Annotated in this window: 26 protein-coding genes; 5 read left to right on the forward strand and 21 right to left on the reverse strand. The window is 70.7% G+C overall.

What is annotated here, in order from left to right; translation table 11 throughout:
• Nucleotides 1-136: 136 nt before the first annotated feature.
• Nucleotides 137-322, reverse strand: a complete 186-nt coding sequence (locus ACYQPG_RS10745; protein ID WP_419829390.1) for a hypothetical protein — start codon at nt 320-322, stop codon at nt 137-139.
• A 206-nt stretch (nt 323-528) separates the two neighbouring features.
• Between ACYQPG_RS10745 and ACYQPG_RS10750 the strand changes: the two genes are divergently transcribed.
• Together ACYQPG_RS10750 and ACYQPG_RS10755 are read left to right on the forward strand one after the other, a co-directional pair.
• The gene (locus ACYQPG_RS10750) at nt 529-1,839 is read left to right on the forward strand and encodes an RsmB/NOP family class I SAM-dependent RNA methyltransferase (protein ID WP_419829391.1); all 1,311 of its coding nucleotides are present in this window, start codon (nt 529-531) and stop codon (nt 1,837-1,839) included.
• 130 nt (nt 1,840-1,969) lie between these two features.
• On the forward strand, nt 1,970-2,974 hold the full coding sequence (locus ACYQPG_RS10755; RefSeq protein ID WP_461230908.1) for an alpha/beta hydrolase: 1,005 nt from the start codon (nt 1,970-1,972) through the stop codon (nt 2,972-2,974).
• 8 nt (nt 2,975-2,982) lie between these two features.
• On the opposite strand, the gene ACYQPG_RS10760 is transcribed toward ACYQPG_RS10755, so the two are convergent.
• The 4 genes from ACYQPG_RS10760 to ACYQPG_RS10775 all read right to left on the reverse strand — a co-directional run bounded on the left by ACYQPG_RS10760 (nt 2,983) and on the right by ACYQPG_RS10775 (nt 6,623).
• A complete protein-coding gene (locus ACYQPG_RS10760; protein ID WP_461230909.1) occupies nt 2,983-4,215 on the reverse strand; it encodes an AEC family transporter in 1,233 nt (410 codons plus the stop codon).
• Nucleotides 4,216-4,330: 115 nt separating this feature from the next.
• Nucleotides 4,331-4,855, reverse strand: coding sequence for a DUF2937 family protein (locus ACYQPG_RS10765; RefSeq protein WP_461230910.1), 525 nt, complete (start codon nt 4,853-4,855; stop codon nt 4,331-4,333).
• An 83-nt stretch (nt 4,856-4,938) separates the two neighbouring features.
• The gene (locus tag ACYQPG_RS10770; protein ID WP_461230911.1) at nt 4,939-5,952 is read right to left on the reverse strand and encodes a WD40 repeat domain-containing protein; all 1,014 of its coding nucleotides are present in this window, start codon (nt 5,950-5,952) and stop codon (nt 4,939-4,941) included.
• Complete coding sequence (locus ACYQPG_RS10775; RefSeq protein ID WP_147908244.1) at nt 5,949-6,623, reverse strand: YoaK family protein; 675 nt, start codon at nt 6,621-6,623, stop codon at nt 5,949-5,951. The genes ACYQPG_RS10770 and ACYQPG_RS10775 overlap by 4 nt, the downstream gene beginning before the upstream one ends.
• 207 nt (nt 6,624-6,830) lie before the next feature.
• Between ACYQPG_RS10775 and ACYQPG_RS10780 the strand changes: the two genes are divergently transcribed.
• A complete protein-coding gene (locus ACYQPG_RS10780) occupies nt 6,831-7,265 on the forward strand; it encodes a response regulator (RefSeq protein WP_461230912.1) in 435 nt (144 codons plus the stop codon).
• A gap of 21 nt (nt 7,266-7,286) precedes the next feature.
• Nucleotides 7,287-7,682, forward strand: a complete 396-nt coding sequence (locus ACYQPG_RS10785) for a photosystem reaction center subunit H (protein WP_147908242.1) — start codon at nt 7,287-7,289, stop codon at nt 7,680-7,682.
• A 184-nt stretch (nt 7,683-7,866) separates the two neighbouring features.
• On the opposite strand, the gene ACYQPG_RS10790 is transcribed toward ACYQPG_RS10785, so the two are convergent.
• From ACYQPG_RS10790 to ACYQPG_RS10865, 16 genes are all read right to left on the reverse strand, one after another.
• Nucleotides 7,867-8,499 (reverse strand): DUF2939 domain-containing protein, encoded by a 633-nt coding sequence (locus ACYQPG_RS10790; protein WP_461230913.1) that lies wholly within the window; start codon nt 8,497-8,499, stop codon nt 7,867-7,869.
• A gap of 21 nt (nt 8,500-8,520) precedes the next feature.
• Nucleotides 8,521-9,087: an RNA pyrophosphohydrolase gene (locus ACYQPG_RS10795; RefSeq protein WP_147908240.1), complete on the reverse strand. Its 567-nt coding sequence runs from the start codon at nt 9,085-9,087 to the stop codon at nt 8,521-8,523.
• Nucleotides 9,088-9,159: 72 nt separating this feature from the next.
• Nucleotides 9,160-10,395, reverse strand: a complete 1,236-nt coding sequence (locus tag ACYQPG_RS10800) for a divergent polysaccharide deacetylase family protein (protein WP_147908239.1) — start codon at nt 10,393-10,395, stop codon at nt 9,160-9,162.
• Nucleotides 10,396-10,566: 171 nt separating this feature from the next.
• On the reverse strand, nt 10,567-11,907 hold the full coding sequence (locus ACYQPG_RS10805; protein ID WP_147908238.1) for a S41 family peptidase: 1,341 nt from the start codon (nt 11,905-11,907) through the stop codon (nt 10,567-10,569).
• Complete coding sequence (locus ACYQPG_RS10810; protein ID WP_461232452.1) at nt 11,907-13,211, reverse strand: murein hydrolase activator EnvC family protein; 1,305 nt, start codon at nt 13,209-13,211, stop codon at nt 11,907-11,909. Before ACYQPG_RS10810 ends, ACYQPG_RS10805 begins: the two co-directional genes overlap by 1 nt.
• A gap of 69 nt (nt 13,212-13,280) precedes the next feature.
• Nucleotides 13,281-13,775 (reverse strand): 23S rRNA (pseudouridine(1915)-N(3))-methyltransferase RlmH, encoded by a 495-nt coding sequence (gene rlmH / locus ACYQPG_RS10815; protein WP_461230914.1) that lies wholly within the window; start codon nt 13,773-13,775, stop codon nt 13,281-13,283.
• 222 nt (nt 13,776-13,997) lie between these two features.
• Entirely contained in the window at nt 13,998-14,348 is a 351-nt protein-coding gene (rsfS, locus tag ACYQPG_RS10820) for a ribosome silencing factor (RefSeq protein WP_147908236.1), read from the reverse strand.
• Nucleotides 14,349-14,444: 96 nt separating this feature from the next.
• Complete coding sequence (locus ACYQPG_RS10825) at nt 14,445-15,119, reverse strand: nicotinate-nucleotide adenylyltransferase (protein WP_461230915.1); 675 nt, start codon at nt 15,117-15,119, stop codon at nt 14,445-14,447.
• A 34-nt stretch (nt 15,120-15,153) separates the two neighbouring features.
• Nucleotides 15,154-16,452 (reverse strand): glutamate-5-semialdehyde dehydrogenase, encoded by a 1,299-nt coding sequence (locus ACYQPG_RS10830; RefSeq protein ID WP_419829395.1) that lies wholly within the window; start codon nt 16,450-16,452, stop codon nt 15,154-15,156.
• A 162-nt stretch (nt 16,453-16,614) separates the two neighbouring features.
• Entirely contained in the window at nt 16,615-17,730 is a 1,116-nt protein-coding gene (gene proB, locus ACYQPG_RS10835) for a glutamate 5-kinase (RefSeq protein WP_147908234.1), read from the reverse strand.
• A 342-nt stretch (nt 17,731-18,072) separates the two neighbouring features.
• On the reverse strand, nt 18,073-19,107 hold the full coding sequence (gene obgE / locus ACYQPG_RS10840; protein ID WP_147854180.1) for a GTPase ObgE: 1,035 nt from the start codon (nt 19,105-19,107) through the stop codon (nt 18,073-18,075).
• 121 nt (nt 19,108-19,228) lie between these two features.
• Entirely contained in the window at nt 19,229-19,834 is a 606-nt protein-coding gene (locus tag ACYQPG_RS10845; RefSeq protein ID WP_461230916.1) for a GNAT family N-acetyltransferase, read from the reverse strand.
• A gap of 185 nt (nt 19,835-20,019) precedes the next feature.
• Nucleotides 20,020-20,286 (reverse strand): 50S ribosomal protein L27, encoded by a 267-nt coding sequence (rpmA, locus tag ACYQPG_RS10850; protein WP_147908232.1) that lies wholly within the window; start codon nt 20,284-20,286, stop codon nt 20,020-20,022.
• A 64-nt stretch (nt 20,287-20,350) separates the two neighbouring features.
• Complete coding sequence (gene rplU, locus ACYQPG_RS10855; protein ID WP_147854182.1) at nt 20,351-20,665, reverse strand: 50S ribosomal protein L21; 315 nt, start codon at nt 20,663-20,665, stop codon at nt 20,351-20,353.
• 177 nt (nt 20,666-20,842) lie between these two features.
• Nucleotides 20,843-21,214, reverse strand: a complete 372-nt coding sequence (locus ACYQPG_RS10860; RefSeq protein WP_147939236.1) for a hypothetical protein — start codon at nt 21,212-21,214, stop codon at nt 20,843-20,845.
• A gap of 213 nt (nt 21,215-21,427) precedes the next feature.
• A complete protein-coding gene (locus tag ACYQPG_RS10865; RefSeq protein ID WP_461230917.1) occupies nt 21,428-22,048 on the reverse strand; it encodes a YceI family protein in 621 nt (206 codons plus the stop codon).
• 154 nt (nt 22,049-22,202) lie between these two features.
• Between ACYQPG_RS10865 and ruvA the strand changes: the two genes are divergently transcribed.
• Entirely contained in the window at nt 22,203-22,820 is a 618-nt protein-coding gene (gene ruvA / locus ACYQPG_RS10870) for a Holliday junction branch migration protein RuvA (protein WP_147908229.1), read from the forward strand.
• Nucleotides 22,821-22,876: the final 56 nt, after the last annotated feature.

Below are 22,876 nucleotides of genomic sequence, written 5' to 3' on the forward strand. Positions count from 1 at the left end.
CTGGTCCCGGATGTCTGCGACGGCAACCCTGGAAGGGCGCTTCCGGCTTTCGCGCTGCCGGCCGGAGGCCTCCCCCAAGGCCTCCGCTTCGCTCCGTCACACCGGGATGAGGTGGGGATGGGCGAGTCGTCGCTTTTCAGTAGCGGCCGGGCGGAGGCGGCGGAGGCGGGTTGCCGTATTCGAGCTGCGTCTTGGCATCCAGCGGCCGGCGCGGCGGCGGGGTGAGATCGGGGGCGGCCGGGGCGCTCGCACAGGCGGCGAGGGCGGCGGCGACGAATCCGGCGAGGGTCACGGACCGGGTTACGCGAACGAGGGAAGACATGATCTGAGGCACTCCCGGACAGACCTCCGTCCGCGGAACGCACTGGTCCGCGGCGGGAGGATGCCATACGACACGGGGCCGGCCCGCATCGCGGGACCGCCCGCGACCCGGTCTGAGCCGGGATCGTGCTGGAAGCTCGGCCGCACCGTGGCGGCATCGTGGGCCAAGCGTGGCCGTTTCGCGTCGGCCGAGCGCCGTTTTAAAGGATGTCGACCCTGACCCCCGCCGCCCGCTGCTCCGCCGCCATCGAAGTCCTGACCGATATCGCGGAGCGCCGCCGCCCCGCCGCCGACGCGCTGAAGGATTGGGGCCTCGCCCACCGTTTCGCCGGCTCCGGCGACCGGGCCGGAATCGCCAGTCTGGTCTACGACGCCCTGCGCCGGCGGGCTTCCGCCGCCTGGATCATGGATTCCGAGGCGCCGCGCGCCGTGCTGATTGGCTCCCTGCGGCTGCAGCAGGGGCTCGCCGCCGCGTCTGTGGCCGCGCTGTTCTCCGGCGAGCGCTTCGCCCCCGAGCCGCTGAGCGACGACGAGCGCGCGCGCCTCGAATCCGGCACGTTGGACGAAGCCCCGCCCGAAGTGGCCGGCGATGCCCCGGCCTTCGTGCTGCCCGAGCTGGAGGCCGCGCTGGGCGACGACCTGATCCCCGAATTGAAGGCGCTCGCCCGGCGCGCGCCCCTCGATATCCGGGTCAACGCCCTACGGGGCAGCCGTGACGACCTGATGCCTGCGCTGAGCGGCTTCGATGCCGCCCCGACCCCGCACGCACCACTCGGCGTCCGGATCCCGATCGGCGCTGACGGCCGCGGCCCGGCGCTCCACGTCGAGGCCGAGTTCCTGGACGGCTGGTATGAGATCCAGGACGAAGGCTCGCAGCTCGCCGCCCTCCTGGTGGATCCGCACGCGGGCGAGACCCTCGTCGACCTCTGCGCCGGCGGTGGCGGCAAGACCCTGGCGCTGGCCTCCCAGACCCGTAACGGCGCCCGCCTGATCGCCACGGACGGCGATCCGCGCCGGCTCGCGCCGATCCACGAGCGCCTGCGCCGCTCCGGGGCCGCGGCCGAAGTCCGGACACCGCGCAGTGGCAAAGCCCGCGCCGACGTGCTGGAGGATCTGGACGGCCAGATCGACCGGGTGCTGGTCGACGCACCCTGCACCGGCTCCGGGACTTGGCGGCGCAACCCGGATGCCAAGTGGCGGCTGCGGCCCGGCAGCCTGGCCCTGCGCATCGCCGAGCAGTCCCAGGTCCTCGACCGCGCAGCCAAGCTGGTCCGGCCCGGCGGGCGGATCGTCTACATCACCTGCTCGCTCCTGCCCGCGGAGAACGACGCGGCGGTGGCCGGGCTGCTGTCCCGCTGGCGTGGCCGCTTCGATGCCGTGCCGGCCGAGACCGTGCTGGCGGCGGGACCGCCAAGCCTCGCATCCTCTGTTCGCCAGACGGAACACGGCCTGCAGATGACCCCGCTGCGGACCGGCACCGATGGCTTCTACGTATCCGTGATCACCCGGCGCGCCTGAGGACGCGCCTCTCCGGAACCGTCCCCGCGTCCCACGACGTTGGGCGAGGAATGTTTCAGGAGAGCGCCATGCCCGAGTCCGCCCGTCCCGCCATCCGGGCCCTGTCCTGAGCGGCCCCCGGGACCGGTCCATGAATCTCGACCGCCGCCTGCTGCTCGCAGGCTTGACCACCGCTTTCGGCCTGCGCGCGGCAAAGGCGCAGGAAAAGCCGCCGGAGCCGGCGCCCCACGAGGCGATCCGCGCGCTGCCACGCTCGCTGCCCGGGGCGGACCTGCAGGTGATCGATCTGTGGCCCGGCCAGCCTCCGGGGGGCGGCAGCGGGCCCGATCCGGACGGCTACCGCTATGTCGAGGGCCGCTCGGGCGACGTCACCCGGGTGGCCAAGCCATGCCTGCTGGCGATGCGGCCGGCCAATCCCAACGGCGCGGCGATCATCGTGGCGGCCGGCGGCGGCTACCAGTTCATCGCGCTCGGCAACGAGGGCGTGCCGGTCGGGCGCGTCCTCAACGCAGCGGGGATCACAGTCTTCCTGCTGGTCTATCGTCTGCCCGCGGAGGGCTGGGGCGCAGGCCCAGACGCACCGCGGCAGGACGCGCAGCGGGCGCTGCGGCTGGTGCGGGCGCGGGGCTCGGAATACGGGATCGACCCCGCCCGGGTCGGCGTACTGGGCTTTTCCGCGGGCGGCCACCTGATGGGGGAGACCGCGGTCGGCACCGCGAGCGACCTCTACACCCCGGTGGACGAAGCCGACGCGCAGCCGGTTCGGCCGGTCTTGGCAGGGTTGATCTACCCGGTCATCACCATGGGCAAGCCGTTCGACGGCACCGCGACGCGACGGATCCTGGTCGGCGACGAGGTCACCCCGCTCGAGATGAAGACCTACTCGGTGGACCTCCAGGTCGGGCCGCAGACGCCCCCGACCTTCCTGGTCCAGGCGATCGACGATCCGGTGGCGGTGGCCGATCACCCGCTGCTGATGTTCGCGGCTTTGCGGAGGGCGCGGGTGCCGGCCGAGCTGCACCTGTTCGAGCGCGGTGGGCACGGATTCGGGCTCGGCGCCCCGGGCACGCCGGCCGCCGCCTGGCCCGGCCTGTTCCTGGCCTGGATCCGGCTGCACGGCTTCCTGAACCGGTGAGCCGAGGATCAGTCCGCGCGCAGCCGGGGAAGCTTGGCGACCTTGGGGCGGTTGGTGCGGAACTGGCCACGCTCCACCGCCACGAACACCACGATGACGATGGCGACGATGCTGAGCCACCAGATCGCCGTGAGGCCGACACCCAGGCAGGCGACCGTGAAGGCGGCGGAGAAGCACCCCATCGCTCCCGGGATCAGGGCCGGGATGTCCCGGCCGGCCCGGCGGATCGAGGCGTAGAGCGCGAAGGCGGCGGCCAGCGCGCCGACGATCCCGAGTTCGTACCAGAACTCGAACAGGGCCGTGGTCGGCGCGTTCAGCGGCAGCATGCCGACCAGGCGCCCGCGCAGTGCCGTCTCGAAGCCGTGGCCGGTGATCAGCCGCACCGGATCGGTGGTCACCACCTTCTGCCAGCTCTTCAGTGACAGCACCGCGGGCGAGAGCGGCCCGAACAACGCCGCGCCGATCGGCCGGGCCAGGAACGGCAGCAGCGGCGCCACGGCGAGCAGCGCGGCCGACAGGGTCGCGGTCAGCATCACGCCGAGCTTCGGCCGGTAGCTCGTCACCGCGAAGGCCAGCGCGCCGACCGCCAGCGCAGCGATCTGGGTGGCGTCCGGCTGGACCGTCAGCGCCAGGGCGACCAGCAGGGCGAGTCCGAGCGCCTCGCGGTCGCGCCGCCGTGATCGCAGCCAGGCGAGCCCCGGCCAGACCAGAAGAATCAGCAGGATCAGGCCGCGATCGAGGGCCCCGTCGTCGTCGATGCCGGGCGGCGCCATGTGCGCCCCGAACAGCCCCAGCACGATCGCCACGATCGCGCCCGCGACGAGCCCGAGCGGCAGCAGGTAGAGATTGGCCGAGCGCATCCGGTCCGGCAGGGCGAAATAGCCGAGCAGCGCCAACCCGATCGTCGCCGCGAGGTTGGCCAGACGCTCCACGGCCGGGCCGAGGAACGGCGTCCAGGTCAGCGACAGCACCGACCACAGCACCACCAGCATGGCGGCCAGGAAGGCCGGCGCCGTGAGCAGACGGGACACACCCGGGCGCACGGGCCGCTGGCGGCGGTCGATCGCGCTGGCGATGATCAGCAGCACCACGGCGATCGGCGCCAGGATCACGGTGGCGCGGCGGGCGACCTGCGCCAGCACCGGCAGGATGACGAACAGGCCGAAGAAGCCGACGCGCCGCAGCAGGGCGGCGGCGTCGAGCGCCGGATCGATCGTGGTAGAGTTCGACGCCCGCGGCATCTTGCGCCTTCTCTCGGACCGAGATGGCCGGATCACGCTCGATACGCAAGCTCCGCGCAAGCCGCTGTAGACCCTGAGCAACACTCCCGGGTCAGCGCGTCGCGCCGGTGGCGGATCAGGCCGTCCGGGTCGCCGTTCGTGGGCGCTTGCGGGCGAACCGCAGGCCGACATCCGAGAGCACGCGCCAGCCGCCCCAGGCGGTCAGGAACCCGATCAGACCGGCGGCGAGGCCGTCGGCATTGGTCGGCACAGCCGGGCTGAAATCCTGGTAGGCGGCCTGCGCTACCGGCACGTCGGGGTCGCGCAGCATCGCCACCACCTTGCCGAGCGGGCTCGTCGCCGAGGCGAGGACCTGCTCCTGCGCGCTCAATCTTGCCAGCCGAGAGATGTCGGCCTGTGCGGCATCGCCGCGCCGGGCCACCAACTGGTCAGGGTTGGTGCGCAGCCGGTCGACCGCGCCGTCGCGGGTGGTGCCGGAGGCCTGCGCGTCCGATTCGAGCACCGCCACCTGGCGGCGCAGCTCGTCCACCGCGCCGCCGAGGCGCTGCGCATATTGCTGCGCGAATTCGGGGGCCTGGGCGGCGATCACGCCGCCGAGCAGGCCGAGGGCGAGGCCGAGAGTGCGGAACACGCGGAACACGTCAGACCCTCCGGGTCGGAGACAGGACACGGCCTAAAAAGCATGGCTTCGGCCGAGAACCAAAAGATCGGGGCACCGGCAGATCACGCTGGCAGGGTCAGCAGGCCGGCCTGGCCGTCGGCGCAGCCGAACAGCATGCGGTTGCCGCGTACGTCCCAGGCGAGTGCCGTGATCCCGCTGCCCGGCACGGCGCGCCGCACCAGTAGCTCCGAGGCGTCGGTGAAGCGCACCAGCAGGATGCAGCCATCCTCGTAGCCCACTCCCAGGACCGGCGCCTTGGGGTGGAACGCGACCCGCGTCACCCGGGCGGGGCGGACGCCGCATTCCCGCGGCGCCTTGCCGGTGGGGCCTTCCTTCGAATCGAACGGCCAGACGATCGCAGCCTCGGCGCCTCCGGTGGCAAGCCAGTGCCCATCGGAAGACCAGGACACGGAGCGGACCTTGCCAGGATAACCCGACATCCGCATGTGGCCGCGATCCGGCTGCAGGCGCCAACCGTGCAGCGCGTTCTCCTGCATGGTCGAGACCACGAAGCGGCCGTCCGGTGACCACGTGACGTCGATATGCGAGCCCTTCCAGCTCACGACCTCGGCGGGCGTCTCGAGATTCGGGAACCAGAGGCTGACGCCGTTGTAGTGGGCGACGCCGAGACGGTAGCCCTTCGGGGCGAAGACCAGCCCCCGGGCCGTCGAGGGCGCCGTGAAGCTGCGCTCCCGGCCCTTGGCATCCCGGGCGACGACCGCGCGACCGGCCGACCAGGCCACGGCGCCGTCCGGATGCAGCGCCAGAGCGTCGATCCAGGCACCGCCCTTGGCCGCGCCGAGCTCCTGTACGGCGCCACCGGCCCGGATCTCGACGACCCGGCCGTCGTCGCCGCCCGTGACGAGGCGGTCGCTGCTCCCGGCCGCCACCAGGATCCCGCTGTCGGGATGGGCGGCGATCCGGGTCAGCGCATCCCCCTGCATGAGGGCCACGGTGCCGTCGCCGAGCGCCAGGGCGGGGGCGTCCTTCAGGAACTGCGCCGCGACCACGTGGGCGCCCGCCTCCAGCGGCGCGACGTGTTCGGTGAGGGACGGATGGCTGACGGAATCGCTCATGGAAACTCGACCTTCGTGGTCCTCTGGCCGGCGCGCAGGACCAGGAACGCGGTGATCAGCGCGAGCACCCCCGAGACCGCCGCCGGCGCGATCAGGGCGTAGAGGGCGAACGCATCGTAGGCCAGCGCCCCCAGGAAGGCGCCCAGCAACAGGGACAACCAGACCAGCCCGTCGCCGATCCAGCCGAGCGGGTCGCCCGTGCGTGTCAGCGCCCGGGCGATCTTCTGGCCCAGGCTGAACAGGGCTCCGGTGACGAAGGTGGTACCGGCCCGGAAACCCTGCACCTGCGCCAGCACGGCGTTCTGCGCGCCCATGGCCACGGCTACGAAGAACGCGGCAAGGCCCAGCTCGGGGGAAGCGAGACCGAGCGCCAGGCCGCCCAGGATCAGCAGCGATTCGTAGGCGAGCACCACCGGGGTGCTCCAGCGCGACGGCACCAGGATCGCCAGGCCGCTGCCCAGGACCGAGCCGGTCAGGAACGCCGCGATCAGAATCGCCGGCATCACCATCTTCTGCAGCTTCGCTTCGGCGCCGAAGACCGCGAATTGCGTGGTGTTGCCGCTCATGAACGAGGTGTACAGGCCGCCCAGCCGCACGAAGCCCAGCGCATCGACGTATCCCGCCAGCCCCGTGAGGAGCAGGCCGGTGCCCAATTGCCAGGAGCGGTTCACAAATCAAGCCTCCCGCAGCATCCCGGTAACGAGCCATTAACCATTTCGGCCACTCCGTTCATCTGCGCAGGGGCGGGGTTAACGGGCCGTGCACCAAGTCCGGGCAATTCGATGCAATCACGGCGAACGCCGGGGCGCAGGGGCCCGTTGCTCCTTCGATCCGGCACGGGGCTCCAGCGCCCCCGCCGGGTGAGTGGGAGTTGCGTCATGATGCCGTTCGTCGCCGCCTTCGCCTGCCCGTCCATGCCCGCCCTGGATTCGGCCGCCGCCACCATCCTGGTGGTCGAGGACGAGCCGACCGTCTGCGAGCTCGCGGCCGAAGCGCTTCTCGAAGAGGGATATCGGGTGCTCACCGCCGCGGATGCCTGGGAGGCCGAAGCGATCCTGGTACGGGAGAGCGTCGACATGCTCTTCACCGATATCGACCTCGCCCGCAACACGAACGGGCTGGCGCTGGCACGCCGGGCCCGCAGCGTCTGCCCGGACCTGCCCGTCATCTACACGTCCGGCGGGCGTGCCTGCCTGTCGCCCGCCGACGCCGTCTCCGAATCGGTGTTCGTTCCGAAGCCGTACCGCCCCAGCCAGCTCGTTGCGCTCACGAACGACATCCTGCGCGCCGCGCACCATCCCCATCACGCCTGACCCACCCCAAGGAATCCCGCCATGCGGCCCCCCCTCTTCGCCACCGGTCTCGCCTTCGCCCTCGCGGCCGTCGCCGTGCCGGCCCGGGCCGCGTGCGACGTGAAGGGCGCGCAGATCGAGGAGGGAATCGCGGCCAAGAAGGAACTGCGCGAGGACGCCAACGCTCAGACGGTGCGCGACCTGCGCACGCTGCGCGACGCGGCGATCGTGCTGGAAACCTACAAATTCCCGGGCGAGTGCGAGGTGCTGCTCGGCATCGCCAAGTCGCTGCTCTCCAATCCCGACAAGACGATCGTGCAGGGCGGCAACACCGACGAGGACGAGGCCGAGAGCCTGGTCGAGGCGCGCGAGCCCAAGGCGAAGACACCGGCGGACGAGAAGGCAGCGGCTCCGAAGACGGCTCCCAAGGCGAATTGAAGCCGGGAGTCACCCCGCGCAGCAGCGATCGACGCTTCCTCCGACGACCGACCACACCCCGGAGCGCTACAAAGCCTCGAACGTGGCCTTTGGGGGTTTCACGGGTGGCTGGGGTCCGGAAGGTTTGGTGTAACTATCTCGCCGCCGGATTAGGGCGGCGGCGCAACACACCGGAGACGGACTCCTACCGCTCCTCCGCAGCACTCGCGCCGCCCTTGGCGCGGGCCAGCGCACGGCCGAGCTTGGCGGCGATCTGCGCGCGCAGGATGTCGGCCATCTCGATGTCCACCAGCCGCCAGCTGAAGCCGCGCAGACGGAGCCGGATACGGTTGCGCTCGGCCCGGGGCCCCTCGGGCGGGACCGGAATGACCACCGCCCGGAACCCGCGCATCTCCAGGGCGGCGTAATAGGGCAGGAGTCGTCCTGCATTCCGGATCGCCAAACCCTCCGGCTTGAAGCTGGCGGGGCGCTCGATGTCCAGCTTGTCGGGCCAGCCGTTGTCGAGCAGGTCCATCACCGTCTCGGGTGTGACCAGGGTCTCGGCCAGCGCCAGCGCCAGGCCGTACGCGACGTCGTTGAGGCGTTGCCGGTCGCGGGGCTCCAGATCCAGGTCGGTGTCGGAGGCGGTGCGCACCGCCGCGGTGATCTGGCGGACCAGGGACAGCCGAAGGGTCCGGAAGTTCACGTGGCCCTCGATATAGGCCACGTCATGCCGGCGCACGGCCTGAGCCAGGTCGTAGAGCGACCAGAGCGGGCTCACCGTGAAGGCGAGCCACGCCAGCGCGAGCGCGAGCGGAATCGCGAGCCAGCGTACCACCCTACGATCCCCCCCGGGACGTCACGGCTGCGCCGGCGCGGTCGCACCGGTCTCGGCCGCCCAGCCGTCGAGCCCCGAGAAAGCAGCGACCACACCCTCGTAGACCGGGCGCTTGAACGGCACGATCAGGTTCGGCAGCTCGGAGAACCGCGCCCAGCGCCAGGCGTCGAACTCGGCCTTGTGGGCGCCGCCACCGGGGGTCAGCACGTCGATCAGGTCCTCGCTGCCGAGGAAGCCGTAGGCGAACCACTTCTGGGTCTGGCCGCGATAGCGCCCCTTCCAGGCCTGCTTCATCACCGCCGGCGGCAGGTCGTAGGCGAGCCAGTCCGGGATCTCGCCGAGCAGGCGGATCGCATCGGGTGGCACGTTGGTCTCCTCGTAGAGCTCCCGGCGGGCGGCCGCCTCGGGATCCTCGCCGGGATCGATGCCGCCCTGCGGCATCTGCCACATGTACGGGCCGGCGACGTGCTCCGGTCCGGCATCCTTCGTCCGGCGGCCAACGAAGACGCCGCCCGAGGGCGCGATCAACGCGACGCCCACGCAGGGGCGGTAGGGCAGCGCAGCGCCCGAGTCGGAATCTGTGGTCATCGCGGGCGACCATAGGTCAGGCGCAAGTCACGCGGCAACGGCGGCGGCGGCGAAAGCGCGGCCGGGAGGCCGTCAATTCGCCGTGCTGACCCGCTTCTCCACCGCCCCGCGCAGCGCCACGCTCGCCGGCACCAGCCGGATGCCGCGGGTATCGAGGTCCCGCGCCCAGCGCGCGATCCGGTCGACGCCGAGCGCCGAGCCGCTGGCCGTCACGAGGGCGAATCCGGTCGCGCGGGCTCGCGCCTCCGCCTGGCCGAGCGCCGCATCGATGGCGTCGGCCCGCGGAACGGCGTCGAGGACGATCTCCGCCCGGGCGACCGGGGTGCGGCTCTTGTTGGCGAAGCTCGGCTTCGGCCCGGTCCCGTCGTCAAGGAAGCCAAGGCCGCGGGCACCGATCTCACGCAGGATCGGGTCGAAGGCCGGGTCGGCCATCATCTTCGCGCCCATGTAGTTCGCGACGCCGACATAGCCGGGGAAGCGGGCCAGCGACCAGGCGAGACGGTCGGCATTCTCGACCCCCTTGAGGGCGGTGAGCAGCGTCTGGGGCCCGGGATCGCTGTCGGGATAGTCGAACGGCTCCATGGGCAGCTGGAGGAAGACCTCGTGGCCGGCATCCCGCGCCCGGGCGGCGGCGCGCTCCGCCTCGCCGCCGTAGGGCAGGAACGCGAGGCTGATTGCGGTCGGCAGGCGCACGGTGGCGCCAGCCGTGGCGGCCTGCCCGACACCGAGGCCCGTGACCAGGACCGCGATGCGAGGCCCGGTGCCGGGCTCCTCGGCCCGGGCATAGACGTCGAGGGCGCGGGTTCGGCCGTCGCCGAGCTTGGGCATCGTGCCGTGGCGGCCTTGCTCGCTGATGCGCGCATCCGGCGCCGGCGCGAGCCGCGGCGCGCTCGGCGGCGGGACGCGGATCACGACGGCCTCGCTCGGGCTGGAGCCCGGCGGTCGCACCACCGTCACGCCCGACGCGGTCTCGATCTCCTCGGCGGTGCGCTGCTGTGCGCCGCCCGCGTTGACCACCACCACGCCCTGCGGTTCCGGGGCGGCCGCAACCGGGGCGACCACCGGCCGGGAGGCCGGTTCGCGCACCGTGATCGCGACTTCGACGCGCGGCTCGCCGCCACGGGGATCTCCCAAGGCGAGCACGAGCCCGCAGGCCAACAGCATGGCGCCGGCGAGCGCCCCCGCGGCGATCCTCGGCCGGCGCAGCGGCGCGACGAAGCGTGCGAACCGACCTTGGGGCCGCTCCGGCGCCTGCGCCTCCGGCACCCCTAGGGGGCGCGTGAGGATATCGTCGGTGGACTCGGTCAAGCGGCACTCGATACGGAATCGCGTCCCACGCCCGATAGCAGCGGCGCGTATCCCATCACGTATTGCCGGTCGGTATGGTTAATCTTTTGCTAACATCGCTGTTTGGAACGAAAAACCCCGCCCAGCAGGCCTGCCGGACGGGGTGATTTATTTTCGGTGGGTGGAAAGAAATCAGTTCGGCAGGCTGGGCTTCTGCTGCTGGGCGGGGGTGCCGCTGTTGGCGGCGCCCTTCTGGATACCGTGCAGGAAGTCGATGGCCGACAGGAGCTGCTTGTCCTTGGCGGGATCCGGCGGGATGTAGGCGGAGGAGCCGCCGCGCTCGTCGGTATCCTTCTGCTTCAGGTGGCCCTTCAGACCGGCCTCACCCTTGGTCTCGTCCTTGCCCTTCAGCTCGTCGGGCACGTCCTGCAGCACCTCGATGTCGGGCTCGATACCCTTTGCCTGGATCGAGCGGCCCGAGGGCGTGTAATAACGCGCCGTGGTCAGCCGCAGCGCGCCGGAGCCGCCGAGCGGGATGATCGACTGCACCGAGCCCTTGCCGAAGGAGCGCGTGCCCATGATGGTCGCGCGCTTGTGATCCTGCAGGGCGCCGGCCACGATCTCGGATGCCGAGGCCGAGCCGCCGTTGACCAGAACGACCACGGGCTTGCCCTTGGTCAGGTCGCCGGCCTTGGCCGAGAACCGCTGGGTCTCGTCCGGGTTACGGCCACGGGTGGAGACGATCTCACCACGATCGAGGAAGCCGTCCGAGACCATCACGGCCTGGTCGAGCAGGCCACCCGGGTTGTTGCGCAGGTCGACCACGTAGCCCTTGAGCTTGTCGGCCCCGATCTCGCCGGAGAGCTTCTCGATCGCCGCGCGCATACCGTCGAAGGTCTGCTCGTTGAACTGGGTCAGGCGGATGTAGGCGACGTCGCCGCCCTCCACCTTGGAGCGCACCGGCTTGATCTTGATCACGTCGCGCGTGAGCGTGACGTCGATCGGGTCCTTCGACTCCTTGCGGGAGATCTTGAGCTTCACGGCCGAGTTCACCGGACCGCGCATCTTGTCGACCGCCTGGTTCAGGGTCAGGCCCTGGACCTGGTCGTCGTCGATCTGGGTGATGATGTCGTTGGCCAGCAGGCCCGCCTTGGCGGCGGGAGTGTCGTCGATCGGGGTGACGACCTTGATCAGGCCGTCCTCCATCGTGACCTCGATGCCCAGCCCGCCGAACTCGCCGCGGGTGGTGGTCTGCATGTCACGGAACGCCTTGGCGTCCATGTAGCTCGAATGCGGATCGAGGGAGGTCAGCATGCCGTTGACGGCCGCCTCGATCATCTTCGACTCGTCGGGCTTCTCGACGTAGTCGGTGCGGACCTTCTCAAAGACGTCGCCGAACAGGCTCAGCTGGCGATAGGTCTCGGCGGAAGCGGCCACGGCCCGCGGTCCCGACAGGAAGTCGGTCTGGGTCGCCACCATGGAGGTGCCGGCACCCAGGAAGGCGCCGAGCATGATCAGGGACGTCTTGCGCATCAGCCGCGAACCTTCTCGCCAAGTATCTTGTCACTGGGGCTCTTCGCCCACCACGGCTCCGGATCGACGGAGCCGCCGTCCTTCTTGAACTCGACGTACAGCGATGGATCGCCTTCGGACCCCGACGGGCCCGCGCCGCCCTCGCCCATGCTGCCCACCGGTTCACCCGCGAGAACGAACTGACCGACCTCTACGCTAATCTGATCCATCCCCGCCAGCAGAAGATAGTAGCCGTCGCCCGCATCGATGATCAAGAGACGCCCATAGGACCGGAACGGCCCCGCGAACTTGATCCATCCGTCGGCCGGGGAGGCGACCAGCGCCTTCGGCCGCGTCGTGAAGGAGACGCCCCGGGTGATCCCGCCGTTGCCATCGGGCTGGTTGAAGCCCCGCGCCAGCCGCCCGCTCACCGGCCGCGGCACTTCGCCCCGCGCCTCCGCGAAACGCACCTTCGGAGCCAGGCGCGCCGGATCCCGGACCCCGGCCGCGGCGAAACGTTCCTGCGTCACCCGGGCCTCGCGCTCGGCGGCCGCCTTGGCCTCGTCGGCAGAGCGCCGGGTCGCCGCGACCTCGGCCTCCGTGCGGTCGAGCAGGTCCTTGAGGGATTTCGCCTGGGCGCCGAGTTCGACCGCGCGCTTGCGCTCCGCGGTCAGGCCGCCCTCGACCTCCGCCTGCCGGGCGCGCCGGGCGGTGAGCAGAGCCTGCAGGCGCTGCTGTTCCCGAGCCCAGCCGGCGAGATCGTTGGCCAGCCCCTCCTTGTCCTGCGCGATCAGGCCGCGCAGGCGGATCATCTCGGCAAGGTCGGCGGCCAGGGTGTCGACCTCCCCGCGCAGCTCCGGCACCACGGCGCCGAGCAGCATCGACGTGCGGATGACCGCCAGCACGTCCTCCGGGCTCACCAGGACGGCCGGCGGCGGGCGGCGGCCCATCCGCTGGAGCGCGGCCAGGATCTCGGCGACGATGCCGCGGCGGGCGTGCAGGGACCGGCGGATCGCGGCCTCGCTCTCGGTCATCGCCTTCAGGCGGTCCTCAAGGCGGCTCAGCCGGTCCTCGGTCGCCTGCGCCTGGCGTCCGGCGTCCAAAAGGGCGCTGTCGAGCTTGGCACGGTCCGAGCCGATGGCGGCGATCTCGCTCTCGAACTGCGTGCGCTGGCCCGCGCTGGCGGCGAGCGCATCCTGAACGCGCTTGAGATTCTCGGCCCGCCGGTCGCGCTCCTCGTTGGTACGCTGGATCTTTTCGGATTCCGCGGTCGTGGCTGGCTCCTGGGCCCGCGACGGGACCGCCACGCAGGCCAGGGCGAGCATCAGGGCGGCGCGCAGGGCCGACCGCTGGAGGACACCGCTCTTGGCACCATCATCGATCCGCACGGCGCCCTAGCCCGGCTCGCCGCGGTGATACGGGTGACCCGCCAGAATGGTCAGGCTGCGATAGATCTGTTCCAGGGCGAGCACGCGCACGAGTCCGTGGGGCAGGGTGGCGGCCCCGAAGGACAGGATCAGCTCCGCCTTCGTCCGAATTGAGGCATCGAGGCCGTCCGGCCCGCCGATCGCCACCATCAGGGCCGGCCGGGCGGTGTCGCGCCATCCGGCGATCCGCTCGGCCAGGGCTTCGCTGGCGACGTCCGAGCGGCCGCGCTCGTCGTAGGCCACCAGCACTCCGCCGGGCGGCAGGTGGGCGAGCAGGGCGGACGCCTCCTCGGCGCAGCGGTCCGGAGCCCGGCGGGCCCGGGATTCCACGATCTCGACGCCGTCGCAGGCGGGGAAGCCGAGGCCGCGGCCGAGCTGGGCGGCACGGTCGCGATACCGGGACGCGAGCTCTCGCTCCGGTCCGGTCTTCAGACGGCCGATCGCTGCCAGGACGAGGCGCACGGGGCGGGATCTCTTGTTGTGTCGGCTGTCAAGGAAATGTTGGCCCGATGACACCTCGTTCCGGGGCTCGCCGCGGGCGAGAGCGCGGAATTGAGAATCACCAAACCAATGGGGCCATGCGGGACGATCGCGTCCGGCTCCTCGGCGGCTCCGGCTTCCGCGCTTTGCTGCGCGGTCCCGGAATGACGGAGACGGTTTTGACGAGCGTCAGCCCCCCTGAAATTAATCCGCTGCCAGACCCAGCGGGCGGTCGGCGCCCCACATCTTCTCCAGATTGTAGAAGCCGCGCACCTCGGGACGGAAGATGTGCACGAGCACGTCGCCGGCGTCGATCAGCACCCAGTCGCAGGCCGGCATGCCCTCGACCCGGGCGTTGCCGTAGCCGCGATTCTTCATTTCCTGGATGAACTTGTCGGCAATCGAGCCGACATGGCGCTGCGACCGGCCGGACGCGATGATCATCGTGTCGGCGAGAGAGGTCTTTCCCGCCAGGTCGATCGCGATGGTCTCCTCGGCCTTCATCTCGTCGAGGCACGAGAGGGCGAGCGCCTTCAGGTCGTCCGAGCGCGCCATCCCGGGCTCTTCCGGAACGGGGGCATTGGTGCGGATGGTCTCCGTGCGAATAGTCTCGGGCAGCGTCCTGATTCCTCGTGTTGCCGCGCAGCCCTCTCAGGGCACGCGAACCGGTATGAAATTGGCGGTAACGTGCGGCGATTGCAACTGCGTCGGGTACGGAGGTCCCCGAGTCCCCCCGCGGCCATTGCGGATCTCGGTCGACGACAGGGGCGATCGGGGTCCGTGGAGGAACGTCCAGGCCGGCGGCGGGCGCACCGGCAGGGTGTGCGCCGCCGCCTCCGGCACCCGGGCCTGCGCCAGACGATGGGCCGCCCGGGCGCTCAGAGGCGTCATGGTGTAGCCCGGCCGGTCGATGATCGCGATGGGGACGAGCCGCGCGATCTCCGCAAAGCCCTTCCAGCGGTGGAAGGTGGCGAGCGAATCCGCGCCCATGATCCAGACGAAGTGCACACCGCGGCAGCGCCGGGTGAGGTGGCGCAGGGTCTGGACCGTGAATCGTACGCCGAGGGCCGCCTCGATCCCGGTCACCGCGATGCGCGGGTGCCGGGCGATATCGCGGGCCTGCGCGCAGCGTGCCTCCACGGATGGCAGGGCGATCCGGCTCTTGAGCGGGTTGCCCGGGCTGACCAACCACCAGACCCGGTCCAGCCCGAGGCGCCGCAACGCCGTCACGGTGACGTGGCGGTGTCCGTTATGGGCGGGATTGAAGGATCCGCCGTAGAGGCCGATCCGCATACCGGGCGCGCTCGGCGGCAGGGTCAGCCGCACGCCGGGTCTTCTGGGGCGAACGCCTCGAACGGGATCACGGGCGGATCTGGCCGCTGCCGTGGACCCGGTACTTGAACGTGGTCAGCTGCTCCACGCCCACCGGGCCGCGGGCATGCATCCGACCGGTGGCGATGCCAATCTCGGACCCGAAGCCGAATTCGCCGCCGTCGGCGAACTGGGTCGAAGCGTTGTGGGTGACGATCGCCGAATCGACCTCCGCCAAAAAGCGCGTGGCCTCGGCGCGGTCACCTGTGATGATCGCGTCGGTGTGATGCGAGCCGTAGGTCTCGATATGCTCGATCGCCGCGTCGATCCCATCGACCACGCGGGCCGCGATGATCGCGTCGAGATACTCGGTGTGCCAGTCATCCTCCGAGACCGCCGTCACCCGGGAATCCGCCGTTTGAACCTCGGCATCCCCGCGCACCGCGCAACCGACATCGAGCAGGGTGCGGATGAGGGGCGCGAGGTGGGTCGCCGCACAGGCCCGATCGACCAGCAGCGTTTCAGCCGCGCCGCAGACGCTGGTCCGGCGCATCTTGCTGTTGAGCACCACGGCCAGTGCCATGTCGAGATCCGCCCCGGCCGCGACGTAGACGTGGTTGACGCCGTCGAGATGCGCGAAGACCGGCACCCGCGCCTCGGCCTGGACGCGCTCCACGAGGCCGCGCCCGCCCCGGGGCACGATCACGTCGATGCAGCCGTCGAGGCCGCCGAGCATCAGCCCGACTGCGGCGCGGTCCCGGGTCGGGACCAGCTGGATCGCGTCGGCCGGCAGGCCGGCCTCGGTAAGGCCTTCGCTCATCGCCTTGGCGATGGCCATGGCGCTGCGATGGCTGTCGGAGCCGGCGCGCAGGATCGCGGCGTTGCCGGCCTTGAGGCAGAGCGCGCCGGCATCCGCGGTGACGTTGGGGCGGCTCTCGAAGATCACGCCGATCACGCCGAGCGGCACCGCGATGCGCTCGATCAGCAGGCCGTTCGGCCGCTCGATCGCGGCGAGCTGGCGCCCGACCGGATCGGCCAGGGAGCCGACCTTGTCGACGGAATCCGCAATCGCCGCGACGCGGGCGGCATCGAGGGCGAGCCGGTCGATCAGGGCCGGGCTCTGGCCGGCCTGGCGGGCGGCGGCGACATCGCGGGCGTTCTCCCGCAGGATCTCCGCAGCGTTGGCCCGCAGGCGCTCGGCGATCAGCCGGAGAGCCCTGTCCTTGGTCTGGGCCGAGGCGAGCGCCATGCGCCGGCCGGCGACGCGCGCCCGCCGACCGATCGCCGCCATCTGCTCCGGCAGCGCCTCAGCCTCGGCGAAATCCGATCTCAAGTTCAGGACGGGCACGCTGGCGTCCTCAGTGTTCGAGGGCCGCGAAAACCGGCCCGACAGGGGGAGAGGGTCGTATTTGCACATCGGGCGATGGGCCTACAAGTGTGTCGGCACGGCAATCGTGACAGAGTTCACACCATCGACCGCACGCGAATAATTGATCTGAGTCAGTTCAATTCAAAACAGAGCCAGATCATCGCGGTGCACCATCCAGGCGCGGCCGGGATAGTTGAGCAAATCCGGTATGCGCGCACTCGGATGGCCGATGATCAGCGCCGCCTCGGCGCTGTCGTAGGCCACGAGGCCGCGGCCCAGAACGCGCCCGTCCGGATCCCGGATCAGCACCGCGTCGCCCCGGGAGAAACTGCCCTCGATCGCCCGGACGCCCACCGGCAGCAGGCTGGCCCCGCCGAGCAGCGCCTTGGCGGCCCCGGCATCGATGGTCAGCGTCCCGCGCGGCTCCAGGGAGCCGGCGATCCACGTCTTGCGTGCCGCGGTCGGGGTGGAGCCGGATAGGAACCACGTGCAGCGCGCGCCCTCCCGCACCGCCTTCAGGGGGTTCTTGCCCCGTCCGTCCGCGATGACCAGGTGGGTGCCCCCTGAGGCCGCGATCTTGGCCGCCTCGACCTTCGTGCGCATGCCGCCCCGGGACAGCTCCGAGGCCGGGCCGCCGGCCATCGCCTCGATCTCCGGGGTGATGCGCTCGACCACGGGCAGGTGCCGCGCATCGGGATCCGACAGGGGCGGCGCGGTGTAGAGGCCGTCGATGTCCGAGAACAGGACCAGCACGTCGGCGTCGATCATCGTGGCGACCCGGGCGGCCAGCCGGTCGTTGTCGCCGTAGCGGATCTCGGAGGTCGCCACCGTGTCGTTCTCGTTGACCACCGGGACGGCGCGCATCTCCAGGAGCTTCAGTACGGTGGCCCGGGCGTTGAGGTAGCGGCGTCGCTCCTCGGTGTCCTGCGGGGTCACCAGGATCTGGCCCGCCACGATGCCGTGATGCCCGAGCGCCTCGGCCCAGTGCCTGGCGAGGGTGATCTGCCCCACGGAGGCTGCGCCCTGGCTCTCCTCCAGCCGCAGGATCCCCGGCGGCAGGCCCAGCACCGTCCGACCGAGCGCAATGCTGCCCGAGGAGACGACCAGCACGTCGACGCCGCGCGCATGCAACTCCGCGATGTCCTCGGCCAGAGCCGCCAACCAGGCATGGCGCAGCCGGCCGGCATTGCGATCAACCAGCAGAGCCGACCCGACCTTGATGACGACGCGGCGGAATTCTTCGAGGGCCGGGATCATAATTCTTCGCAGAGACGAGGCACGGGATGCGGTTTGGACGATGTTTTTGCGAATGAACAGCGGCTGGGACGCGACCGCGAGTATGTCACGACCGCGGGCACATCCGGCATGCTCAGCTTGCGCGCTACGCTGGACTGCGCCTCATCGAACGTTGAGACGGCGGCCCGGCAGCGCGTCGATCACGGGCCTATCGAACGGCGTTCCGTGCCGATCGGCAAGCGTAGGCAAAGATCAGGGATTCGCGCATCTGCCCGGTCCGAGTCGGCCCTGGGGGCTAACCGAGCCGCTCCCCGTCGTCGAAGGTGCCGGTACGCCACGAACGCGCGCGTGCCGCCCCGTCACTCACGGCTCCCAAGCGACGACGGGCCGGGCATTCGCCTCCTCAGCCATGCGCGCATCGATCTCGGTCTGGATGGCCCGAAGCGCCTCCGGGACGCCCTTGCGGCTGGCCGAAGACAGGACCAGCGGCGCCCGGCCGGCAGCGCGCTTCAGCTTGGCGACCTGACTCTTGAGCGTCTCCGCATCGAGGGCGTCGGCCTTCGAAAGCGCCACGATCTCGGGCTTGTCGGCCAGGCCATTGCCATAGGCCTCGATCTCGCCGCGGACCAGCTTGTAGGTCTTGCCGGCATGCTCGGTGGTGCCGTCGACCAGGTGCAGGAGCACGCGACAGCGCTCGACATGGGCGAGGAACTTGTCGCCGAGCCCGACGCCTTCGTGGGCGCCCTCGATCAGGCCCGGAATGTCGGCGAGCACGAATTCGCGGTTGTCCGAGCGGACGACGCCCAGGCCCGGATGCAGCGTGGTGAACGGATAATCGGCGATCTTCGGCTTGGCCGCGGTGACGCTCGCCAGGAAGGTCGACTTGCCGGCGTTGGGCAGGCCGACGAGGCCGGCATCGGCGATCAGCTTGAGCCGCAGCCAGATCCACATCTCCTGGCCCTCGAGGCCTGGATTGGCGTGCTTGGGCGCGCGGTTCGTGGAGGTGGTGAAGTAGGCGTTGCCGAAGCCACCGTTCCCGCCCTTTGCGAGCCGGATCTTCTGGCCGACCTCGGTGAGGTCCGCGATCAGGATCTCGCCGTCCTCGGCGAAGATCTGCGTGCCGGCCGGGACCTTCAGAACCACATCGGAGCCATTGGCGCCGTGGCAGTTCGAGCCCATGCCGTGCTCGCCCTTCTTGGCCTTGAAGTGCTGCTGGTAGCGGTAGTCGATCAGGGTGTTGAGCCCCTCGACGCACTCGACCCAGACGTCGCCGCCCCGGCCGCCGTCGCCGCCGTTCGGGCCGCCGAACTCGATGAACTTCTCCCGCCGGAACGAGACGCAGCCGGGACCGCCGTCACCGGAGCGGACATAGACCTTGGCTTCGTCGAGGAATTTCACGGTGCATCTCGTCGCTGGCTAGCCTCGGCAACCCGGGAGTCGTCGAGGCATAGAGTGGGTGCGTCGGACTGTTCGACGCCGCGCCCGGCCCCTCCATTCGGGGAGGCCGGAACGCTGTGATTCAGGACGCCGCTGCGAATTCCGCTGGGGAATCGGAAGCATCCACATGGGCCACCCAGTCGTTGCGGTCGAGGCCGAACAGGTCGACCTCCCGGTCGCCGCCACGGGCCGGGCAGGCGCGCGGGCCACGCCCGGTCACCCGGAAACCGACCTTCTCCAAGACACGCCGGGAGGCCGGGTTCGCCGGCAGCGCCGAAGCTACGATCCGGTCCCCGCCCGCATAGGCGAAATAGGCATGGACCAGGGCCCGCGCGGCCTCGCCCATCAGGCCGTTGCCCCACCAGGGCCGGCCGAGCCAATAGCCCAGATGCGCCGGCGTACCGCCACCCGAGATCCCGACCAGGCCGATCAGCTTGGCCGGGGCCGATCGCTCGGTCAGCGCCAGCGTCAGGCCGCGGCCGGCGGTGTTGGCGACCCGTGTCTCGAGCAGGAACGCATCGACGGCGTGCCGGTCGAGCGGATGCGGGATCCGGGCGGTCATCTCGGCCACGGAGCGGTCGCCCGCCAGCGTCAGGACCGCGTCCCTGTCCTTGGCGGTCGGCCAGCGCAGCCAGAGCCTGCGCGTCTCGATCCGGAAAACGTCGTCGCGGGTGAGATCGGGGAACATCGTGCCCTCGCAGGGCGGCGTTCCCGGTTCCAGGGCACCGCCTCAAGACGACGAAGGGGAGGATGGTGCCCCATCCTCCCCGGTGTTCCGTCCGATCCGTCCCGTCAGGGGCTCGGCATCGACGTCTCCGGTCCGGTGTGGGACACCGGGCGGGACGCCAGCTTCGCCGCTCGGGCGCCCGCCTGTTATTCCGCGGCCTGGGCCAGCGGGGTTACGGCTACGAACTCGCGCCCCCGGCGCGTCTCGAAGCGGACATGGCCCGGGACCAGCGCGAACAGCGTGTGGTCCTTGCCCATGCCGACATTGCTGCCGGGATGCCATTTCGTGCCGCGCTGGCGCACGATGATGTTGCCCGGAATCACGGCTTCCGAGCCGAACTTCTTGACGCCGAGACGACGGCCGGCCGAGTCGCGGCCGTTGCGGGACGAGCCGCCTGCTTTCTTGTGTGCCATGGGATCTGCTCCGAATGCGTGTGGGTCGCGCGGATCGCGGGCCTCGCCGGAGGCCCGCGCTCGATCACGCGGAGATGGCGGTGATACGCACCACGGTGTGGTGCTGGCGGTGACCGCGCTTGCGGCGCGAGTTCTGGCGGCGGCGCTTCTTGAAGGCGATGACCTTCTTGTCGCGACCGTGGCTCACGATCTCGCCCGTGACGCTGATGCCCGACAGGGTCGGCGCACCGACTTGCGTCGCGCCCGCACCGTCAGCGAACAGGAGGACCTCACCGAAGGTCACGGTTTCACCGGCTTCGCCAGGCAGGGTGGCGATGGTGATGGTGTCGTTGGCGGCGACGCGGTACTGCTTGCCGCCCGTCTTGATGACTGCGAACATCGTTGCTCTCGTGTTCTCGAACGGCCTCCGGGGCGGCTGCCCCTGGACCGGCTTCTTGTTTGAAGTCATTGCACGGGCGGACCCGGACAACGCGAAACGCGCGGACCTCGTCGAGGAGGCCGCGCGCCATGCCGGGTCAGTAGGGGCGGGGTGGCTCCGTGTCAATCCTGGACGGGATCAGCGGATTAGCGCGCCGGTCGCGAGAATGCCCTTGGCGACGCTACCCTGGGGGCCGAACGCGGCCAGCGCCTGCGTGCACCACGCCTCTCGCCCGTCCGCGGCGAGTTGCTGCCGGACCTGCGTGGCCCGGGTCCGCAGTTTCTCCTGCAGGATGGCTTCCTGCGCCGCGGCGACCTTGGTCGCGAGCCGCAGGGTCGTGAGCTGCCCGGCCTTCACCTGGATGCCCGGACAGGCCTGCTCGGCGATAATGGTCGTGGCCGCCGCCTCGGCATAATTGTCGAGCGGGGTGGACGCAGGAGGCACCGCCGGCGCTTGCGCGCGGGCCGGACCCGCCAGCACCAGAACCGAAATCAGCCAAGCTCCGCGCAACGCTCAGATCTCCATGGCAGCGATCGGCGCGCCGTCCGCGACAGGCCCGGACGCATCCGGCGACCTGTCCGCGGCGAGGGCGCGACCTGGGCTGCCTTTAACCGGTGGGGCCGCCTGCGCCAACGTCGAGCCGGTCCGATCGCGCCGACGCGCCGGGCCGACGTTGCTTTCCGTGTCTCCGATCCTTCCTGCGGCCACGATCCTTCCCGCAGGTCATTGAGCCGCCTTGAACTCACCCTCGATGCGCAGCGAAACCTCGTCGCCGAGGGCCGGCAGGTAGGCGTTCACGCCGAAATCCGAGCGCTTCACCATCGCGCGTCCGTCGAAGCCGACGGTGTAGCGCTTGTCCACCGGGTGGATGCCCGCCTGATTGAACGTGGCGTCGATCGCCAGCGGCCGGGTGACGCCGCGCAGGGTCAGGTCGCCGGTGATCCGCGCGGTGGTCGGGCTCGTCGGCTCCACGGTGGTGGCCGTGAAGGTGGCACTCGGGAACCTGGTCGTGTCGAAGAAATCGGCTGCCGCCAAATTCTCGTTCAGGCGAGTGCTGCCCGTGCTGACCCCGCTGAGCGGCACGCTGACCTCCAGGCGGCTCTTGTCGGGTGCCTTCGGGTCGAGCGTGAGTGTGCCGGTCAGGCCGGTGAACTGGCCGTAATAGGTCGAGTAGCCGAGATGGCTCACCGACCATGTGACCTTGCCGTGATCCGGATCCAGGACGTAGGCGCCCGGCCGGACCTGGGTCGGGTCCTTGCTCGGCGTCGTGGCGGCCGGATCGTCTGCGGCCTGGGCGGGGCCGAGGCACAGAAGACCGATCAGGGCGAGAATGGGCGCGCGCATGGTCGTTTCCCCGCTCGTCCGGCCGGATCTCGGTCGTCCTCAAGCCTGGCCGTCACGGCGCCCCTGATTCCACGAAGTGCCCACGGGCTCAAGCGCGTCTGGCGGACGCGCCCCGGCTTCTATAGGCATCGCGACGGCAGCGGACGGGCACAGAATGATCGGCAAGCTCAGGGGCGTGGTGGATTCGTTCGGCGAGGATTTCGTCATCCTCGACGTCTCCGGCGTCGGCTACATCGCGCATTGCTCGGCGCGGACGCTCCAGCGCATGCCGAAGGTCGGCGAGCCGGCGGACCTGTCGATCGAAACGTATGTCCGCGAGGACATGATCCGGCTCTACGGATTCCGCTCGGATGCCGAGCGGGAGTGGTTCCGGCTGCTTCAGACCGTCCAGGGCGTCGGCTCCCGGGTCGCCCTGGCGATCCTCTCTGTCCTGGAACCCGATGCCCTGGCGAACGCCATCGCCACAGGCGACAAGGGCACGATCAGCCGAGCGCCCGGAGTCGGGCCGCGGCTCGCCGCCCGTCTGACCGCCGAATTGAAGGATAAGGCGCCCACCTTCGCACCGATCGACCCCGCCCTGGTCGCCCTGACCGGCGCGGTCGAGGACGGCGCCGCGCCCAGACCGGTGGCCGACGCGATCTCGGCGCTGGTCAATCTCGGCTATCCACAGGTGCAGGCGGCCTCGGCCATCGCGTCGGTCCTGAAGGGGGCCGGGGAGGGCGCCGAGGCGAAGGTTTTGATTCGGCTCGGGCTGCGCGAACTCGCGCGCTGACGCCGGCCGGTTCGGGCCGCCGGCTGGTCGATCGGATGGGGACGATTCGCTCGAAG

This window comes from Methylobacterium sp. CM6246, from assembly GCF_054818005.1.

What these genes read in the sequence shown, in the direction of transcription:
- ACYQPG_RS10780 (WP_461230912.1), top strand. Translation starts at nt 6,831, where the DNA reads ATGATGCCGTTCGTCGCCGCCTTCGCCTGCCCGTCCATGCCCGCCCTG.
- rplU (WP_147854182.1), bottom strand. Translation starts at nt 20,665, where the DNA reads ATGTTCGCAGTCATCAAGACGGGCGGCAAGCAGTACCGCGTCGCCGCC.
- ACYQPG_RS10750 (WP_419829391.1), top strand. Translation starts at nt 529, where the DNA reads ATGTCGACCCTGACCCCCGCCGCCCGCTGCTCCGCCGCCATCGAAGTC.
- ruvA (WP_147908229.1), top strand. Translation starts at nt 22,203, where the DNA reads ATGATCGGCAAGCTCAGGGGCGTGGTGGATTCGTTCGGCGAGGATTTC.
- ACYQPG_RS10770 (WP_461230911.1), bottom strand. Translation starts at nt 5,952, where the DNA reads ATGAGCGATTCCGTCAGCCATCCGTCCCTCACCGAACACGTCGCGCCG.
- ACYQPG_RS10755 (WP_461230908.1), top strand. Translation starts at nt 1,970, where the DNA reads ATGAATCTCGACCGCCGCCTGCTGCTCGCAGGCTTGACCACCGCTTTC.
- rsfS (WP_147908236.1), bottom strand. Translation starts at nt 14,348, where the DNA reads ATGGCGCGCTCGGACGACCTGAAGGCGCTCGCCCTCTCGTGCCTCGAC.
- ACYQPG_RS10845 (WP_461230916.1), bottom strand. Translation starts at nt 19,834, where the DNA reads ATGTTCCCCGATCTCACCCGCGACGACGTTTTCCGGATCGAGACGCGC.
- ACYQPG_RS10795 (WP_147908240.1), bottom strand. Translation starts at nt 9,087, where the DNA reads ATGACCACAGATTCCGACTCGGGCGCTGCGCTGCCCTACCGCCCCTGC.
- ACYQPG_RS10760 (WP_461230909.1), bottom strand. Translation starts at nt 4,215, where the DNA reads ATGCCGCGGGCGTCGAACTCTACCACGATCGATCCGGCGCTCGACGCC.
- rpmA (WP_147908232.1), bottom strand. Translation starts at nt 20,286, where the DNA reads ATGGCACACAAGAAAGCAGGCGGCTCGTCCCGCAACGGCCGCGACTCG.
- proB (WP_147908234.1), bottom strand. Translation starts at nt 17,730, where the DNA reads ATGATCCCGGCCCTCGAAGAATTCCGCCGCGTCGTCATCAAGGTCGGG.
- ACYQPG_RS10810 (WP_461232452.1), bottom strand. Translation starts at nt 13,211, where the DNA reads ATGCTCGCCCTGGCCTGCGTGGCGGTCCCGTCGCGGGCCCAGGAGCCA.
- ACYQPG_RS10785 (WP_147908242.1), top strand. Translation starts at nt 7,287, where the DNA reads ATGCGGCCCCCCCTCTTCGCCACCGGTCTCGCCTTCGCCCTCGCGGCC.
- ACYQPG_RS10805 (WP_147908238.1), bottom strand. Translation starts at nt 11,907, where the DNA reads ATGCGCAAGACGTCCCTGATCATGCTCGGCGCCTTCCTGGGTGCCGGC.
- ACYQPG_RS10865 (WP_461230917.1), bottom strand. Translation starts at nt 22,048, where the DNA reads ATGCGCGCGCCCATTCTCGCCCTGATCGGTCTTCTGTGCCTCGGCCCC.
- ACYQPG_RS10745 (WP_419829390.1), bottom strand. Translation starts at nt 322, where the DNA reads ATGTCTTCCCTCGTTCGCGTAACCCGGTCCGTGACCCTCGCCGGATTC.